A 16,524-nucleotide genomic window follows, 5' to 3' on the forward strand; every position below is an offset into this window, starting at 1 on the left:
GATTTTTTATAAAGTTGAAAAGAATGTTGTTTTATAATCCAACGAAATCATCGCTTTTTGGGAAAATGCTCAAAGCTTGAATTGCAATCTCTGGCGTTGGAGAAGCTAGCTTTCTTAATTTAGTGTCCATCCAAGCACCGTCAACCGTAATTGTTGCGCAAAGTGTATCATCTTCTCTTCTAAACTCATGAACGATAGACCAGCGAGAAGCATCGGCTTTCATTTTCGAAGTTTTGGTATGAATGAATATTTTATCAGAAAGTTTTAATTCTTTTCTGAAAACGCATTCTTCTCTAAACAAAACAGGGCCAAAACCTTGTGTCTGCATTACTTTTAAAGTTAAACCTAATTCTTCTAGAATTTCGATACGATGCTGTGCGCCAAAATCGTAATATGCGCTGTGACGAACGTGAAAATTAGGATCAAGATCTGACCAGCGAAATGATATTTCTTTTGTAAATGAAGCCATTTTTAATATTGTATTTTATTGAAAAACCGAAATTACAAATAAAAAATAAATGAATAGCATAAAATTACTATGCGTGCATAATTTTTTTTGTCTTTCAAAATATCAATATGTAGGAGACTAATTTATTTTGAAAGCAGTTTTTTGATCTCGTTTGCGATGTTGTCCAAGTTTCCTTCAGCATTTCCTACGGCCACATATTTTATAACTCCGTTTTGATCGATTAAAAAGTTTTTAGGAATAGCATTTTTAGCATATTGATTCCAAATTATTTCGTTTTGGTCAATTCCGAAATTAAAATCTAAACCGTCTTTTTTTAATTTCACTACTTTTTTGGCAACTTGAGCTTCAGTTTCTCCGCTTGAAATAGCTAAAAACACAAAATTGTCACTTTTAAAAGGCTCTAATATTTTTGATGGAATATCATAAAACTCCTGTAAACACGGCGCGCACCAAGTTGCCCAGAAATTTACAAGCACCACTTTTCCTTTTAAATCAGAAAGTTTTACCTCTTTTCCGTCTATCAGTTTTAGAGTAAAATCTTTGGCTTGATCATTTATGTTTAAAAGAAATTGTTCTTCTTTTGGTTGAGGTTTTTGCTCTGTTGCAACAGCAGTATTTTTTTTGTCATTTTCAATTTTTTCTTGCTTCGTAAAAACTTCAATGACCATTATAAATTCTCTATCGCCAATTTTATCGCCAAATTTTTGAGCCAATTTATCGCGTTCTTCTTGGCTAACGCCTTTGTTCATTGATTTGACATAACCCTCATTGCTATATTTCATTACTTGATCCATTGTGGCAATTTCGTTGTTGATGATAATAACGGTTTCAGGTTTTTTTGCAACTCCGTTTTGGGCATAAAAAAGTTGCGTTGCGAATAGAATCGCAAGAGAAATGATTTTTTTCATGTGATTGATTTTTGATTGTTTAATGATTGATGATGATTGTAAAGATATGTAATTAAGTTTTCATAGTTTTATTTTAGATGTTTATGTACGAATGAATATTTTGTTTGAAAGTTTTAATTCTTTTCTGATTTACTGAATAGTTAATTTTGAAGTTACTTCGTTATGCTGAGAAATGTTCAATAAATAATTACCAATACTTTCTGTTTCATTTATTGTTAAGCTAGAATTAAAATATTGGATGTACGGGATTAATTCGTTAATTCCGAGTATTTTAGTATATTGAAATTGTTCCTTTGGAGTATTGTTTATGAAAACGATTATATTTTTTATGGGAATTTTTCTGTTTCCCCAATGTTGCCTAGCAAAATTCCAATTGTATTTTTTTGCATTATTATCTAAGAGTTTAAATAAAGCATAATTAGTTCTGAGAATTTGTTGAACCGGAGAGCGCAAGTCTAAATTATCAAGGGATCGATTGCTCCAATTTTTCGTTTCAATTATAAAAATGCCAGCTTGAGAAATTAAGAGATGATCAATTTGAATAGATTTTATAAAATCACCATTGCTCTGCTTAATTGGATTTTCGAAACTATAACAGAAATTGTTTATTAAAATATAATCATCAGAAAGTTTCTTTAATTCATTTTTTACTTTTTGTTCACCAATTGCTCCGTAGATTGTATTGTTAAGTGCAGTTATGATTCTTTTTTTTAGTTCAAATTTTTGTAAATCTACAAAGCTGCTATTCGCTACAGCATCTTGAAAATTTGTAGAAATATATAGAAAACGCTTATTCTTTTTTGAAATTAATCTTTTAGCTGAATGCTTAAAGAAAATAATTCTAATAGGAAATGCGAATTGTACAAACCAAAACTCTAGATGAATTATAAGATTTATCCAATAATCTTTTATTGTAGCAAAGATTTTAGAATTGGTTTCAGGCAAATCATCAATTTCTTGATTTAGGTCATTTAGCTTTTGTCTTAATTCATTCTTTAAATCAATTACTTTTTGAGGTATAAGACTATTTAATTCAGAAATTTCATTCTCAAGAAATATCTTTTCATCTTGTATTGATTTGTTGTGATCTGAAATAATTTTTTGTTCGGTGATGTGAAAGTTTTTTTGAAAATCAATAAGTTCATTTATTGAAGAAAATTCATCGATATTATTTCTGAATAATTCAAGTTGTATGGTATTTAGACATCCAATTGTATTATAAACTTTACACATAATCTTATACTTCTTTATAATTTCATTTTAGATAATTCAACTTCCAGTTTATCAAAGTTTTCCTCATTTTTATCCACCACATAAGGCTTTAGTTTTTGGCATTCTTCCTCAGTTTCAAAAAGCATTTTAAAAACCACTTTGGTTTGGTTTTCTGCAACAGTTTCAAAAGTGGTTAAGATTTGAAAAAGCGGTTTTGAATGGCGTTTCCAAGCAATAAGATTCGGTTTTTCTATTTTAATGAATTCAACATCATTTTCATAATTGCCTTTTTCGGGACCGTGCATCGTAAAAGTCCATTTTCCGCCTTCGCGAAAGTCAAACTCGTGAAAAGTATTGGTGAAACCTTTTGGTCCCCACCAATTTTTTAAATGTTCGGGTGTGCTCCAGGCTTTAAAAACAAGTTCTTGTGGGAAATTTAAAACGCGAGTAGTTACAATTTCTGAATCTGGCGTTATAGTAAGAATAGCTGAAGTCATTTTTCTTGGTTTTGATTGAAATTCAGTCGAATAAGTAAAATTACATTCTTTTTCGGTTAGTTGGAATTATCTTTTATTTGCTTTTTCGCTTCAATATCATTTATTTTTTTGACGATAAAAGGCAATGTTAATCCTTGTCCAATTAAAGTCAGCAGTACTACTGCAACAGAAATAAATATTATGGCATTTCTGAGCGGAAAAGGAGTTCCGTCTTCTAGAAATCTCGGAAGCCCGATCGCGATAGCTAAAGATACAATGCCTCGCATTCCAGACCAGCTAATAATTAAACTATTTCCAAAATCAAGAAGAGCATGTTCGCTTACTCTTCTTTTTCCTTTTTTAGTACTTTGAAAGGCTTTTTGCAAATTGATTTTTTGCAGATAAACTCTGACCATTCTGATTAAAAGCGCAACAATGGTAATTATGAGTGCATAACCAATATAAGGAAGAATCATGTCGTTGTCGATATCTTTTAGAATGTATCGAAAGTTGAGTCCAATTAAGATAAAGATTAATCCGTTTAATAGAAAAACGATAACATCCCAAAGCCCTTTTGATTGGTTTTTAAGGCTTTCCGGGAATATTTTTTTGCTGAATCTTGAAATCGCCAATCCTAATATTACCACAGCAATTACTCCAGAAACATGTAGATGTTCGGCGATAAGATAAGTTACAAAAGGCATTAAAAGCATGAAACTAATAGTAACTTCTGGCTTGTTTTTTACTCGTGCTAAAATAAAAGACAGGATTTTTGACATTACAAATCCGACAAGGAATCCGCCACCGAGTAATAGCACAAATTCTAAAGCCGCTTTCCAGATTATAAAAGCGGCACCCATTACAGCAGCAACCGCAAATCGATAGGCAACTAAAGCAGACGCATCATTAATAAGACTTTCTCCTTCTAGAATGGTTATTGTTTTGTGAGATATTTTGAGTCCTTTGGTAATACTTATGGCGGCAACAGCATCGGTTGCCGAAAGTATTGAACCTAAAACGAAAGCTAACGGCCAGGTCATTTCAGGAATTAAATAATAGGCCGCCACAGCTATGCCGACTGTTGTTAGGAAAACAAGCCAAATGGCCAATGTTGTGATGGTATGAAGGTTTGTTTTAAAATCTTTGGACGAAATATTAAATGAGGCATCATATAATAACGGAGGTAGAAATAATAAGAAAATAATTTCGGGATTTATTTCGATTTCTGCCATAGTTGGTATAAAACCAATTTCGACACCAACAATAACCAAAAGAATAGGATAGGGGAGTTTTAGCTTGTCTGCAAATGCAGATAGGCCTATTACGACAGTTAAAATGAAAATGATGATACTGTAGTTTTCCATTGGTTAAATTTAATTAGCTAATGTAATTAATTTAAAAATCATTCGGCTTAGTTTAAATTTTGTACATGAAAAAAAACTAAAAATGACAGCTAAAGTACTGATATGCCATACCTGACAGGTCTTAAAAATGTCATGTTGTCAGATGGTTTTGAGTGCTCAGACAGTAAAACTGACAAATTCTATTGGTTTTTTATATTGGCACAAAGATTGACTTATGCCACCTGAGTTATTAAATTTAAATCAAAATTAAATATATAAAAAATGGGTAAAATAATCGGAATTGACTTAGGTACGACGAACTCTTGTGTTTCTGTAATGGAAGGTAACGAAGCAGTTGTTATCCCTAACGCAGAAGGAAAAAGAACTACACCATCTATCATCGCTTTTGTTGAAGGTGGAGAAATTAAAGTAGGTGATCCTGCAAAAAGACAAGCAGTAACTAACCCTACAAAAACGATTGCTTCTATTAAACGTTTTATGGGACACACTTTTGCTGAAACTCAAGAAGAAGCAAAAAGAGTTCCTTACAGTGTTGTAAAAGGTGACAACAATACTCCACGTGTGGATATTGACGGTCGTTTATACACTGCTCAAGAATTGTCTGCTATGACACTTCAAAAAATGAAAAAAACTGCTGAAGACTATTTAGGTCAAACAGTAACTGAGGCAGTTATTACAGTTCCTGCTTACTTTAACGATGCTCAGCGTCAAGCTACAAAAGAAGCTGGAGAAATCGCTGGTCTTAAAGTTATGCGTATCATCAACGAGCCAACTGCAGCTGCACTTGCTTACGGATTAGATAAAAAAGGAAATGATCAAAAAATTGCTGTTTACGATTTAGGTGGAGGTACTTTTGATATCTCTGTTCTTGAATTAGGAGACGGTGTATTTGAAGTATTATCTACAAACGGTGATACTCACTTAGGTGGTGATGATTTTGACCAAGTTATTATTGACTGGTTAGCTGACGAATTCAAAACTGAAGAAGGTATTGATTTACGTTTAGACCCAATGTCATTACAGCGTTTGAAAGAAGCTGCTGAGAAAGCTAAGATTGAATTATCTTCTTCTGCAGAAACTGAAATCAACTTACCATACGTAACGGCTACTGCTTCTGGACCAAAACACTTAGTGAAAAAATTATCTAGAGCTAAATTTGAGCAATTATCAGATTCTTTAGTAAAACGTTCTATGGAGCCAGTTGCTAAAGCATTAAAAGATGCAGGTTTATCTACATCTGATATCGACGAAGTAATCCTTGTAGGAGGTTCTACTCGTATGCCAAGAATCGCTGACGAAGTAGAGAAATTCTTCGGTAAAAAAGCTTCTAAAGGTGTTAACCCTGATGAGGTTGTGGCTATTGGAGCTGCTATTCAAGGTGGAGTTTTATCTGGAGATGTAAAAGATGTATTGTTACTTGACGTAACTCCTCTTTCTTTAGGTATCGAAACTATGGGTGGTGTATTGACTAAATTAATCGAGTCTAACACAACTATCCCAACTAAAAAATCTCAAGTATTCTCTACTGCTGCAGATTCTCAACCATCTGTTGAAATCCACGTATTACAAGGAGAAAGAGCAATGGCTGCTGATAACAAAACTATCGGTCGTTTCCACTTAGATGGTATTCCACCAGCACCAAGAGGAGTTCCTCAAATCGAAGTAACTTTCGATATTGATGCTAACGGTATCATCAAAGTTTCTGCAACTGATAAAGGAACTGGAAAATCTCACGATATCCGTATCGAAGCTTCTTCTGGTTTAACAGCTGAAGAAATCGAAAAAATGAAAAAAGATGCTGAAGCTAATGCTGATGCAGATAGAATCGCTAAAGAAAGAGCTGAGAAATTGAACGAAGCTGACAGTACTATCTTCCAAACTGAATCTCAATTGAAAGAGTTAGGAGATAAATTGACAGACGATCAAAAAACAGCTATCGAGTACGCTTTAACTGAATTGAGAATGGCTCACCAATCTCAAGATCTTGAGGCAATCCAAAAAGGATTAGACAATGTAAATGCAGCTTGGAAAACAGCTACAGAAGCAATGTACGCTCAAGGTGGTGAAGGACAGCAAGCTGCTCCACAACAAGAGCAGTCTTCTGGAGATAACGTAGAAGACGTTGAATTCGAAGAGGTCAAATAAGTACTGATTAACATCAGTTAACAATAAGTGTTAAACCGCTGTAAACGTAAAGTTTACAGCGGTTTTTCTTTTTTATGCATTTTTGTTTCTGCTGTTTTTTAATCGTTTTTTATCATATATTTGTACCATATTTGTACCGGCACTTAAAAGGCGATAATGTGGCACTTATGTATACTTATGGCACTTAAATTGGAGATAAAGGCGATGAAAAGAATAAACAAACAATGTATCGTATGCGGGGAAGTGTTTCTGCCCAAGACCGTAACTTCTGTCTACTGCTCGCCAAAATGCAGTAAAAAAGCATACAAGCAGAAGATGAAGCAGCTTAAAAATGAAGCAGACATCAAAGCGATGATAGAGAAAATACCACAGGATAGGGCATTTCTTTCCGTCTCTGAGGCTGGCATGCTTTTTGGGATTGCCAAAAGAACCCTCTACAGGTTTGTGGGGCAGGGAAAAATTCCTTCGGTTAATTTGGGAACCCGCCTTGTAAGGATCGACCGCAGAGTCATGGAAGGGATGTTCGGCCCTGCCCGAAGCCTGCCGCAGGCTGAGAGCGCACCGAAGAAAAAATTATACAGCCTTGAAAAAGAAGACTGCTATTCGATTGGTGAAATTGCTCAGAGATTTCAGATATCTGAAGGTTCTGTCTACAGCCATATCAGGAAATATTCAATACCTACCAGGCAGATCGGAAAGCATGTATATGCTCCAAAAAGCGAAATTGATAACTTGTATAATGGAAATGATTTTATATGAAACAATTAGCAAAAACCAAGGTGACTGTGCGTCTTCGAAAAGCAGAAGACCGAGAGGAATGGTATGTCTACATAGAAAGCTATCCTGTTGAGGTTTCCGGAAAGAAAACGCCACAGAGAATCCGTGAATACTTAAACAGAACCGTAAAGACCGTGGAGTGGGACAAGCAGAGAACCGCCCGTACTGATGCGCAGGGCATAAAATCCTATAAGCCCAGACGCAGCGATAACGGAATAATAATCACCAGAAGCGAAACCGACCGTGAAATTATGCTCTATGCCGACGGAGTGCGTAAAATCAGGCAGAAAGAATACGATAATACAGATCTGTACAGTGATGCCGAGAACCTATTGGCTGAACAGAAAGAAAAAGCAAAAGAGGATTTTATCAGATACATTGCCTCTGTGGCAGCAAAAAGGCATGCCCGAAGCTCAAAATCCATTATGATCAATTGGGAGCGGACCAAAGAGTTTTTAAAAAGCTATTCCAAAGGCAGGCTGGTGTTTTCCCAGATTGACAGCAGAATGGCGGAAGATTTTAAGCTGTTTCTGCTGGCTGCGCCGCTCGGAGGAGGCAAAAAAGGGATACTTTCCCGCAACACTGCAGCAAGGTATTTTTCCATATTTAAAGCGGTTTTAAAACAGGCCTTTATCGACGGATATCTAACCGTTGATTTGTCTTCAAAAATAAAAGGCATACCTGAGCAGGAATCAAGACGCGAATATCTTACCATTAAAGAATTGAACGTGCTGGCTGAAACGCCCTGCGAAAAAGATGTCCTTAAAAGAGCCGCGCTTTTCTCAGCGCTTACCGGCCTGCGGCATTCCGACATCCAGAAGCTCCGCTGGAAAGAGATAAGCCTTGAAGACGACATGGCCAAACTGCATTTCACACAGAAAAAAACAAGGGGTGTCGAATATATGCCTATTTCCCAGCAGGCTTTGCAGCTCTGCGGAGAGCCAAGGCTTCCCGGGCAGCTTGTTTTTGAGGATCTGCCGGACCCGTCGTGGATTTCACGTCCTCTGAAAAAATGGGTTGAATCTGCCGGCATTAAAAAAAACATTACCTTCCACTGCTTCCGCCATACATTTGCAACACTGCAGCTGTCCAGCGGGACAGACATCTATACGGTCAGCAAAATGCTGGGGCATACCAACGTAAAAACGACTCAAATCTACGCCAAGGTAATAGATGAGAAGAAGAACAGAGCTTCTCAGGCAATACAATTGGAATCTTTAAAGAAAAGAGCGCAATGAAAATAAAGTACTTTGAATATATTGCAGTTTACCTGTCTGTTTTTTTAGTCTGTGTTTTTGTCGGTGCAATCGGAAGACTGGTGCTTTTGGAAAAAGGTGCGGATGAATATACGGCCGGCGTTTTCTTTTGGATCAGCACTGGATTTGGAGTTTTAATGTTTGCAATTCTAAGTTTATTTCTAAATGGTCTGGCTGAGAGATTGGTTAATCGTTTTTTGAAGGCAGAAAAAAATGAATCGCCTGAAAGCTGCATTGCAAGTAAGGACCATGTAAAAATAGAAGAGGAACGGCAGGATGCTTTAATCAAGTCAGAAATTCCTGAAAATAAGAATGCAGCCATTGATATTGAGAAGATAAGGAAAGAGCGGCAAAATGCAGCCAGAGATCAAAAACAGGCCAGAATTGATATCGCCATGCGATATGCGCATCAGGAGTTCGCGCCTTACATGTCGGATGATGATCTGGAGCAATTGGGCAGCAACGTAATTATATATGCTGAAGGCCTAAATTTTGAAAAGATTAAACCGGTAAAAGTAAAAGAGCTGTCCAATCTGGATCTGTATCATTTTGGCTGGAATATCTGGAATTGCTTTAAAGCCACCAGACAGGACAGAGCCGCGGAATTTCTAAAACTGACTTTTGCTGAAGCTCTAAAAGATGTCGAGCAGAACAGCATTAAAACACATCTCAAAGATGATGAACAGAAAGGGCTTATAAAGATTATGGAAGATCTTGCAGATTTTTAAATACCAATAGGTTTAAAGCACTGTGTTTTTTAGGTGTTTCTGCTGTGAAGAAAGACACAGAAGAAACACTTTTTTCATTTGCACCATAACTGTTAAAAACGATAGCTATGGACATTAACGAAATCTCTTTTGAGAACCTGCCCAAAGCAGTAGCGCATTTAGTGAAAGAAATTGCCGAGATCAAACTTCTGATTCAGAATGTGCAGGTATATGAATCTAAAGAAAAAAGCATTCCTATCGGGGTTGAAGAAGCAAGCCGGCTGATAGGGAAAGCAAAGCCTACAATTTACGCTCTTGTAAAGCAGAGAGAAATTCCCTGCTATAAATATGGCAAAAAGCTGTATTTTTTTGAAGAAGAGCTTTTAGAATGGATTTCTAAAGGGAAAAGGAAAACCATGCAGGAAATCGAATCAGAAGCAATGAAATACAATGATAATCGAAATAAATAGAGAGATAAAAGCTGGCAAGAATACTTATATCACTTCATTGCATCATCAAAAAACATTTAATGCAAAGCGATAAGTTATTTTAGACTAAATACAGCTTTCTATTCAAATTTATTGATTTGATACGATTTCAACCGTTTCAAGGAGAGCAGGATTTGAACCTTAAGCCCGGAACCCCCTTATTTGCTGCGTTTGTCGTTTTTTAAAACCTAAGTTGCCATTAAACAAAATGGTTGATTTTTAAGTGTTAATACTTTGATTTTTAATGTGTTATTTTGTTTTTTGTTATTGTAATTCTTTTGCAGGTAATTTAATTGTTTTTCTTGTCAAATTGATTGTTTCGTCCTGTTTTTTTTTACCTGTATTGTATCTCGAAATAATTTAGTATTGATTTGTAATTATCCTGAGCAGTGAGACATGTGTCCATCAGGTATTCTTTTATATTATTCCATTCCTGAAGCCCCCTGTAATAAAACAGTTTTAGTTTTTCATCTATTATAAATGGGACTATATTGTTGGCCAGGCATTCCTTAAAAATGATTAATCTCCCTACACGGCCGTTTCCGTCTTGGAAAGGATGTATAATTTCAAATTTATAATGAAAATCGATAATGTCTTCGATACTTTTATTTTTTATCGCATGGTAATCCGACAATAGTTCTTTCATCTTTTGGGAAACTTCTTTCGGCGGACAGGTCTCATTGCCCCCCACTTCATTTGGCATTCTTTTGTATTCCCCTACATTAAACCAATCTTTTCCGCTATCAGAAGTTCCGGACTTTAATAAAAAATGGAGTTCTTTAATAATGGATTCATTAAGCTTGTTATTTGCTTTTTCAATAATAAAATCAATGCATCTAAAGTGGTTAGAAGTTTCAATAATGTCATCTACATTTACACTTTCTTTAGATGCCCCAATTGTATTGGTTTCAAAAATATATCTCGTTTGATCATGGGTTAGTCTGCTGCCTTCAATTTTATTCGAATTGTAGGTTAAATCTATTTGCGTGCGGTGGTAAATACCTCCTTTTAGCTTCATATTCTTTTGTTCTTTCAGAATTTCCAATAAAACATTTGCACTTCCTTTTTTATTTTCTTTTTGTGATATTACGGCATCTTCAGGAATATTCCATGTTTTACCGGTTAGGAAAGCCCCTTTTAATTTTCCTGTAGAACAATAATTACGAACCGTCCTTTCAGAGAGATTCAGTTTTTTTGCAAATTCGACTACTGAAAGATACTTCATGTTTTTATATATGATTCCGTTATCGGCAAATATACGTTAAAAATCTTGGGGAATAAATGTTTTTTTTGCCGATATCGGAAATGTGTTGAACCAAACACTTTTTCAAAGTTAATTGCTCAAGGATATTATACAATGAAAAAACAGCTTCCTTGATTATAAATTTTATTTAAACCGCCTTAGCTTTTTGTGGCAAAATTGAAGGCAACTCCAGTCCTTTGTTTATTGCTAATTGAATTAAATAATAGTTTAGTATCTTAATTACGGCGAACCTTCCTTTACATTAAGTGATGCGTTATCAGAGCAGTTTTGCAGAATTTACATATTATAATTATTATATTTACTGAAATAACAGCTGTCAGTCTATGTACGAGGAATTAAAGTATTGGTATTTAAGGGATCATAAATTATTTAGAACACTTAGCTATTCGCAAATTAAGCAATTATGCATTATTACTGGTTTTAAAAAAGCAGCTAAAGGGGAGATTATTTATTTTTCCTCTTCAGATGTACCTCGTATTTTTTTACTCAAAAAAGGAAACATAAAAATTGTGGCTATTGATGATGATGGCAATGAAACAATAAAAGACATTATTCAAAAAGGAGATTTGTTTGGCGAATTGACTTTGGAAGCTGATAGTAAGGAAGAAGAATATGCAAAAGTACTTTCTGATGATGTTGTAATCTGCAGTTTTTTAATGTCTGATTTTGAAGATTTATTGCTGCGAAATCCTACTCTCGCAATTTCATATACCAAATTTGTTGGTTTAAAAATGAAACGGGTCAAGAACAGCTATGCCAATTTAATTTCTAAAGACGCCAAAACCAGAATGTATCAGTTCCTTAAAGACTGGGCAGAAAAAGAAGGTGTTAGAAATGGAAATACGGTAGCAATCGAAAATTATTTAACCCAAAATGATATTGCCCAGATTATCTGCACTTCGAGGCAAACCGCTGTACAATTACTGAATGAAATGGAAATTAACCAGCTGTTGAGTTACAACAGAAAGGAAATTATCATTCCTGATATTACCAAACTATAATTATTTTAGGCAAAGTGTAAATTAGACGACATTTTGCTTTTTCGCAGTGCTATAATTTTACATCATCAAAAAGATGTAAAACAAATACACTATGAAAAAAATACTTTTAATTTTTCTGACAGCCCTGACTTCGGCTGCTTATGCACAAAAACCGACTCCTAAATCGGCAGCGGATATTGCACCTTTATTGATTGGTGAAAAAATTCCAAATGCAAGTTTGAAAACACCTGAAAATGTAGATGTTAGTATTTTAGACCTGCTTAAAAAGAAAAAAACGGTTCTTGTTTTTTACCGCGGCGGCTGGTGTCCGTATTGCAATATCCATTTGCAGTCATTGGCCGGAGCCGAAGAACAAATTATCGATTTAGGTTACCAGATTATTGCTGTAAGTCCGGATTCTCCTGAAAATCTAAAAGCAACAGCAGAAAAAGACAAAGTAAAATACAGTTTGCTTTCAGATTCAAAAGGAACATTCATAAAAGCAGTAGGAATTGATTATCAGGCTCCCGAAAACTACAAAGAGGTAATTAACGTACATTCTAATGGAATCAATAACAGTTTACTGCCGGTTCCATCAGTTTTTGTAATAAGCACAGATGCTGATATACTTTTTGAATACATCGCACCTGATTTTAGACAGCGTATCTCAACAGAATTATTGGTATCAGTATTAAAAAACTTAAAATAGAGTAAAGATGAAAAAGCTGGCATTATTGTTATTGATTTTAATTTCAGGCAGTTCATTTGCTCAAAACGATGCAAAAAGAATCAGCCAGTATAATTTAGAAAACAAGATAGGTATCCAGGGTTATGATCCTGTTGGATATTTTAATCAGGGAAAAGCAGTTAAAGGGAAAAAAGAAGTTTGGGTTTCGTATCAGGGCGTGACTTATAATTTTTCTTCTGCTGAAAATAAAAATGCATTCTTAAAAAATCCATCAAAATACGAACCTCAATATGGCGGCTGGTGTGCTTATGCCATGGGGAGCACCGGAGAAAAAGTCGAAATAAATCCGGAAACTTTTAAAATTGTTGATGGCAGACTGTATTTGTTCTACAATGCCTATTTTAATAATACATTGAAAAGCTGGAACAAAGATCAGGATAATTTAAAAGGGAAAGCAGATACGAATTGGAAAAAAATATATAAAAACTAGGGTCATGAAAACACAAGTATTAACATGGGTTTTGAGGCTGACGGCATCTGTAATTTTACTGCAGACTTTGTATTTTAAATTTACAGGAGCACCAGAAAGTGTGTATATTTTTTCGACTTTAGGGATTGAGCCCTACGGGCGATTAGGATCTGGAATTGCCGAACTGATTTTTGCGATTTTAATTTTGATTCCTAAAACAACGTGGCTAGGCGCTTTAGGCGGAATTGGTGTTATGACGGGCGCTGTCTTTTCGCATTTTTTTGTTTTAGGAATTGAAGTTAAAAACGATGGCGGGCTTTTGTTTACTCTCGCTCTGATTACGTTTCTATGCTGTTTAGGATTGCTTTATTTAAATAAGAACAAAATAATTAACCTTCTAAAAACAAAATAATCATGCTGATAAAATCAATAAACCAAAGTTTAGATGAGTTAACAGATTTATTAAACCAGTTATCTGATCCATTATATTCAAAGCCTTGTGCGGCTTTGAGCAGCTCAAGTATTGGAGAACACATGCGCCATATTATTGAAATGTTTCAATGTCTTGAAAACAGTTATGAATCTGAAGTTTTAAATTATGACAGCAGAGAACGCAGCAAACGTATTGAAACCGAAACTCAATTTGCAATTGAATGTATTCTGAAAATAAAAAAAGGTCTAAAGTCAGACAATAAAATTCTTTTTTTAGAACAAATGATTGACGGACTTACTTTCAGGATTCAGAGTAATTATTATAGAGAACTGCTTTATAATTTAGAACACTGCATCCATCATCAGGCTTTAATAAAAGTAGCTGTTTTGCAATTTGAAAATGTCTCATTAAATGAAAATTTTGGTGTAGCAAGTTCCACAATCGAATATAGAAAACAATGTGTACAGTAAGTTTTGTAAATAATAATGGGGCTGCCATTATTACCTCAAACAGGGATGAAAAAGTAATTCGGCCGGGCGCAATTGTGCCGCGAAATTACAGTCGCAACGGAAAAAAAATTATGTATCCTAAAGATTCAAAAGCGGGAGGAACCTGGTTTGCCGTTGATGAAAACGGAACGGTCGCGGTTTTATTAAATGGAGGAATTATAAAACATACGCCAATTCTTCCGTATCGAAAAAGCCGCGGATTAATTGTACTGGATATTATCGAAAATGATTCTCCAAAAGATTTTTGGAAACAGATTAATCTCGAAAACATAGAACCTTTTACGCTGGTTTTGTATCAGCAGAAAAGTTTATACGAACTGATCTGGGATGGTTCCGCCAAAAGAACAGCAAAGCTGGATGAAACGCAGAGTTACATTTGGTCCTCGGTTACTTTGTATCCCGAAGAGGTTAGAAAAAAACGATCTGATTGGTTTTTTGAATTCATCAAAGACAAAAATGAAATCTCGGCTCCGGATATGCTTCATTTTCATAAAAACACTCATACTGATGATGTGCAAAACGGTTTAATCATCAACAGAGAAAATATAATGAAAACCTTAAGTGTAACTCAGGTAGTAACAGAGCAAAATAAAGGTGCCATGAAATATTATGATTTAGTTAAAAACAAAGATTTTTCGGCCTCTTTTATTCAAATTTAAAATCGAAAACAATGAAGTTATTTTTTCATAAAGTTACCAATTGGGAATACTGGCCGTTTCAGGTTTTATATTTTCCCATTTATTTTCTTTGGGCCTATTACGCTATAAAGGCCAGATCTGTTTTTTTCTTTAATGCTTCCAATCCCAAAATTAAAAATGGCGGGTTTATGATGGAAAGCAAAAAACAGATTTACGATCTGCTGCCCAAAAAACATTATCCGAAAACTATTTTGATTCACGAGAATTCTGATTTTAAAGAGATCCTAAATCTATTGGAGGAAAATGAAATTGATTTTCCGTTAATCGCAAAACCCGACATTGGACTGAGGGGTTCTGGGGTAAAAAAAATCAAATCTGTTTCTGAGCTGGCTGATTATGCAGGTAAAGCAAACTTTGATTTTTTACTGCAGGATCTCATTTCGTTTGAAAAAGAAGTAGGGATTTTTTATGTACGCCTTCCGTTTCAGAAAAACGGAAAAATCACTGGAATCGTTTCTAAAGAATTTTTGATTGTGAAGGGAGACGGTAAATCTACCATTGAAGATTTGATTAAACAGAATCCAAGATTTGAACTCCAAATGGATGCTTTAAAAAAAGAATATGGAAAACAGCTGCAGCAGATTTTACCTCAGGATGAAACATTGAATTTAGTTCCTTTCGGCAATCATGCGCGCGGAGCAAAATTTCTTGACGGCAGTGAGTGGATAACGCCGGAATTAACCGAGACAATTAACAGGATTGCTGTTCAGATTCCGGAATTCTATTTCGGACGTTTTGATATCATGTATCATACTTTCGAAGAATTAGAACAGGGAAAAAATTTTCAAATAGTCGAACTAAACGGTGCGGCAAGCGAACCTACTCATATTTATGATCCCAAACATTCCCTATGGTTCGCATGGAATGAACTGGCCAGACATATAACCTATATGTATGAAATAAGTACGCAAAACCATAGAAGAGGAGTACCCTATCTGGATTATAAAACAGGCATCAAAGAATATAAGCTGCATGTAAGACACAACAGTAAAATTATAAATTTTTAAGATGAAACAGTTCATGAATTTTACCTCTGGATTTGTGGTAGGCTTTTTAGGATCGGTCCTGCCCGGGTATTTAAGTTTTGCCGGATTGGAAATTTATTCAGATTCAGGGCTGTATCATTTAATGCTTTTTTTATTGGGGATAATTTTTGTGGAATCTTTTGTTGTTTATTTTACCCTTTATTTTGCTGATGGCCTGGTAAGGATCAGGAAACTTTTAGTAATAATAGATATATTTTCAATAGTATTAATGTTTGCAATAGCCTATGTCTTTTATAAGGGGAGTGGCCATCAGACATCATCTTATGAATTTCTTATGCGATCCAGAAGCTATTCCCCTTTTGTAATGGGACTAGTTTTAAATGCTTTTAATTTTTTGCAGCTGCCTTTCTGGACAGCTTGGAATTTGTATCTGCTAAAAAAGGGGTATATTGATCCTAAAAAAAAATTGAAGCACTATTATTTAGCCGGAACTATGATTGGAGTTTTTCTGGCAATGTTGATCTTCATCGTCGTTGTGCATGCCGTTTTTCAGAACATAAATCCGTTTTATAAGTCTGCATTTTCTAATATGATCTCTTTATTTTTTATAGGTTTAGGAATTAACAATTTATATAAAGCATATCAGAAATATTTCAAATCTCATCCGATTAATTTAATGGATCGATAGAGAAGTG

19 protein-coding genes are annotated in these 16,524 nt (G+C 34.9%); 13 read left to right on the forward strand and 6 right to left on the reverse strand.

What is annotated here, in order from left to right:
- Positions 1-31: 31 nt before the first annotated feature.
- From ACWA1F_RS04405 to ACWA1F_RS04425, 5 genes are all read right to left on the reverse strand, one after another.
- Positions 32-469: an acyl-CoA thioesterase gene (locus tag ACWA1F_RS04405; protein ID WP_290969754.1), complete on the reverse strand. Its 438-nt coding sequence runs from the start codon at positions 467-469 to the stop codon at positions 32-34.
- 122 nt (positions 470-591) lie between these two features.
- Positions 592-1,377, reverse strand: a complete 786-nt coding sequence (locus ACWA1F_RS04410) for a peroxiredoxin family protein (RefSeq protein WP_456891928.1) — start codon at positions 1,375-1,377, stop codon at positions 592-594.
- A gap of 129 nt (positions 1,378-1,506) precedes the next feature.
- Positions 1,507-2,610: a nuclease-related domain-containing protein gene (locus ACWA1F_RS04415; RefSeq protein ID WP_456891930.1), complete on the reverse strand. Its 1,104-nt coding sequence runs from the start codon at positions 2,608-2,610 to the stop codon at positions 1,507-1,509.
- A 14-nt stretch (positions 2,611-2,624) separates the two neighbouring features.
- Positions 2,625-3,086, reverse strand: a complete 462-nt coding sequence (locus ACWA1F_RS04420; RefSeq protein ID WP_456891932.1) for an SRPBCC family protein — start codon at positions 3,084-3,086, stop codon at positions 2,625-2,627.
- Between the two features lie 56 nt (positions 3,087-3,142).
- Entirely contained in the window at positions 3,143-4,429 is a 1,287-nt protein-coding gene (locus tag ACWA1F_RS04425; protein ID WP_456891934.1) for a Na+/H+ antiporter, read from the reverse strand.
- A 261-nt stretch (positions 4,430-4,690) separates the two neighbouring features.
- On the opposite strand from ACWA1F_RS04425, the gene dnaK reads away from it, so the two are divergent.
- From dnaK to ACWA1F_RS04450, 5 genes are all read left to right on the forward strand, one after another.
- Positions 4,691-6,574 (forward strand): molecular chaperone DnaK, encoded by a 1,884-nt coding sequence (gene dnaK, locus ACWA1F_RS04430; RefSeq protein WP_456891936.1) that lies wholly within the window; start codon positions 4,691-4,693, stop codon positions 6,572-6,574.
- 177 nt (positions 6,575-6,751) lie between these two features.
- Positions 6,752-7,333: a helix-turn-helix domain-containing protein gene (locus ACWA1F_RS04435; RefSeq protein WP_244165320.1), complete on the forward strand. Its 582-nt coding sequence runs from the start codon at positions 6,752-6,754 to the stop codon at positions 7,331-7,333.
- On the forward strand, positions 7,330-8,589 hold the full coding sequence (locus tag ACWA1F_RS04440) for a site-specific integrase (RefSeq protein WP_091491032.1): 1,260 nt from the start codon (positions 7,330-7,332) through the stop codon (positions 8,587-8,589). Before ACWA1F_RS04435 ends, ACWA1F_RS04440 begins: the two co-directional genes overlap by 4 nt.
- Positions 8,586-9,335: a hypothetical protein gene (locus ACWA1F_RS04445; protein ID WP_456891938.1), complete on the forward strand. Its 750-nt coding sequence runs from the start codon at positions 8,586-8,588 to the stop codon at positions 9,333-9,335. The genes ACWA1F_RS04440 and ACWA1F_RS04445 overlap by 4 nt, the downstream gene beginning before the upstream one ends.
- A 107-nt stretch (positions 9,336-9,442) precedes the next feature.
- Complete coding sequence (locus ACWA1F_RS04450; protein ID WP_091491029.1) at positions 9,443-9,784, forward strand: helix-turn-helix domain-containing protein; 342 nt, start codon at positions 9,443-9,445, stop codon at positions 9,782-9,784.
- 352 nt (positions 9,785-10,136) lie between these two features.
- Here the strand turns inward: ACWA1F_RS04450 and ACWA1F_RS04455 are convergent, their stop codons facing one another.
- Positions 10,137-11,060: a Fic family protein gene (locus ACWA1F_RS04455; protein WP_456892597.1), complete on the reverse strand. Its 924-nt coding sequence runs from the start codon at positions 11,058-11,060 to the stop codon at positions 10,137-10,139.
- A gap of 329 nt (positions 11,061-11,389) precedes the next feature.
- Here ACWA1F_RS04455 and ACWA1F_RS04460 point away from each other — a divergent pair, with 329 nt between their 5' ends.
- From ACWA1F_RS04460 to ACWA1F_RS04495, 8 genes are all read left to right on the forward strand, one after another.
- Positions 11,390-12,067, forward strand: coding sequence for a Crp/Fnr family transcriptional regulator (locus tag ACWA1F_RS04460; protein WP_091491025.1), 678 nt, complete (start codon positions 11,390-11,392; stop codon positions 12,065-12,067).
- Between the two features lie 91 nt (positions 12,068-12,158).
- Positions 12,159-12,755, forward strand: coding sequence for a peroxiredoxin-like family protein (locus ACWA1F_RS04465; RefSeq protein WP_091491024.1), 597 nt, complete (start codon positions 12,159-12,161; stop codon positions 12,753-12,755).
- Between the two features lie 7 nt (positions 12,756-12,762).
- Positions 12,763-13,224 (forward strand): YHS domain-containing (seleno)protein, encoded by a 462-nt coding sequence (locus tag ACWA1F_RS04470; RefSeq protein ID WP_456891940.1) that lies wholly within the window; start codon positions 12,763-12,765, stop codon positions 13,222-13,224.
- Between the two features lie 4 nt (positions 13,225-13,228).
- Positions 13,229-13,615, forward strand: a complete 387-nt coding sequence (locus ACWA1F_RS04475; protein ID WP_091491020.1) for a DoxX family membrane protein — start codon at positions 13,229-13,231, stop codon at positions 13,613-13,615.
- 2 nt (positions 13,616-13,617) lie between these two features.
- The gene (locus ACWA1F_RS04480; protein WP_456891943.1) at positions 13,618-14,106 is read left to right on the forward strand and encodes a DinB family protein; all 489 of its coding nucleotides are present in this window, start codon (positions 13,618-13,620) and stop codon (positions 14,104-14,106) included.
- Positions 14,094-14,804 carry an NRDE family protein gene (locus ACWA1F_RS04485; protein ID WP_091491008.1) on the forward strand — a complete coding sequence of 237 codons (711 nt, stop codon included), beginning with the start codon at positions 14,094-14,096 and terminating at the stop codon, positions 14,802-14,804. The genes ACWA1F_RS04480 and ACWA1F_RS04485 overlap by 13 nt, the downstream gene beginning before the upstream one ends.
- A gap of 11 nt (positions 14,805-14,815) precedes the next feature.
- Positions 14,816-15,850, forward strand: a complete 1,035-nt coding sequence (locus ACWA1F_RS04490) for an ATP-grasp domain-containing protein (RefSeq protein WP_091491006.1) — start codon at positions 14,816-14,818, stop codon at positions 15,848-15,850.
- A gap of 1 nt (position 15,851) precedes the next feature.
- Positions 15,852-16,517 (forward strand): hypothetical protein, encoded by a 666-nt coding sequence (locus ACWA1F_RS04495; RefSeq protein WP_091491004.1) that lies wholly within the window; start codon positions 15,852-15,854, stop codon positions 16,515-16,517.
- Positions 16,518-16,524 lie beyond the last annotated feature (7 nt).

The sequence above is a fragment of the Flavobacterium erigeronis genome (assembly GCF_054075165.1).

What these genes read in the sequence shown, in the direction of transcription:
- ACWA1F_RS04425 (WP_456891934.1), bottom strand. Translation starts at nt 4,429, where the DNA reads ATGGAAAACTACAGTATCATCATTTTCATTTTAACTGTCGTAATAGGC.
- ACWA1F_RS04495 (WP_091491004.1), top strand. Translation starts at nt 15,852, where the DNA reads ATGAAACAGTTCATGAATTTTACCTCTGGATTTGTGGTAGGCTTTTTA.
- ACWA1F_RS04435 (WP_244165320.1), top strand. Translation starts at nt 6,752, where the DNA reads ATGGCACTTAAATTGGAGATAAAGGCGATGAAAAGAATAAACAAACAA.
- ACWA1F_RS04450 (WP_091491029.1), top strand. Translation starts at nt 9,443, where the DNA reads ATGGACATTAACGAAATCTCTTTTGAGAACCTGCCCAAAGCAGTAGCG.
- ACWA1F_RS04420 (WP_456891932.1), bottom strand. Translation starts at nt 3,086, where the DNA reads ATGACTTCAGCTATTCTTACTATAACGCCAGATTCAGAAATTGTAACT.
- ACWA1F_RS04440 (WP_091491032.1), top strand. Translation starts at nt 7,330, where the DNA reads ATGAAACAATTAGCAAAAACCAAGGTGACTGTGCGTCTTCGAAAAGCA.
- ACWA1F_RS04460 (WP_091491025.1), top strand. Translation starts at nt 11,390, where the DNA reads ATGTACGAGGAATTAAAGTATTGGTATTTAAGGGATCATAAATTATTT.
- ACWA1F_RS04465 (WP_091491024.1), top strand. Translation starts at nt 12,159, where the DNA reads ATGAAAAAAATACTTTTAATTTTTCTGACAGCCCTGACTTCGGCTGCT.
- ACWA1F_RS04475 (WP_091491020.1), top strand. Translation starts at nt 13,229, where the DNA reads ATGAAAACACAAGTATTAACATGGGTTTTGAGGCTGACGGCATCTGTA.
- ACWA1F_RS04445 (WP_456891938.1), top strand. Translation starts at nt 8,586, where the DNA reads ATGAAAATAAAGTACTTTGAATATATTGCAGTTTACCTGTCTGTTTTT.
- ACWA1F_RS04490 (WP_091491006.1), top strand. Translation starts at nt 14,816, where the DNA reads ATGAAGTTATTTTTTCATAAAGTTACCAATTGGGAATACTGGCCGTTT.
- dnaK (WP_456891936.1), top strand. Translation starts at nt 4,691, where the DNA reads ATGGGTAAAATAATCGGAATTGACTTAGGTACGACGAACTCTTGTGTT.
- ACWA1F_RS04485 (WP_091491008.1), top strand. Translation starts at nt 14,094, where the DNA reads ATGTGTACAGTAAGTTTTGTAAATAATAATGGGGCTGCCATTATTACC.
- ACWA1F_RS04470 (WP_456891940.1), top strand. Translation starts at nt 12,763, where the DNA reads ATGAAAAAGCTGGCATTATTGTTATTGATTTTAATTTCAGGCAGTTCA.
- ACWA1F_RS04480 (WP_456891943.1), top strand. Translation starts at nt 13,618, where the DNA reads ATGCTGATAAAATCAATAAACCAAAGTTTAGATGAGTTAACAGATTTA.
- ACWA1F_RS04410 (WP_456891928.1), bottom strand. Translation starts at nt 1,377, where the DNA reads ATGAAAAAAATCATTTCTCTTGCGATTCTATTCGCAACGCAACTTTTT.
- ACWA1F_RS04415 (WP_456891930.1), bottom strand. Translation starts at nt 2,610, where the DNA reads ATGTGTAAAGTTTATAATACAATTGGATGTCTAAATACCATACAACTT.
- ACWA1F_RS04405 (WP_290969754.1), bottom strand. Translation starts at nt 469, where the DNA reads ATGGCTTCATTTACAAAAGAAATATCATTTCGCTGGTCAGATCTTGAT.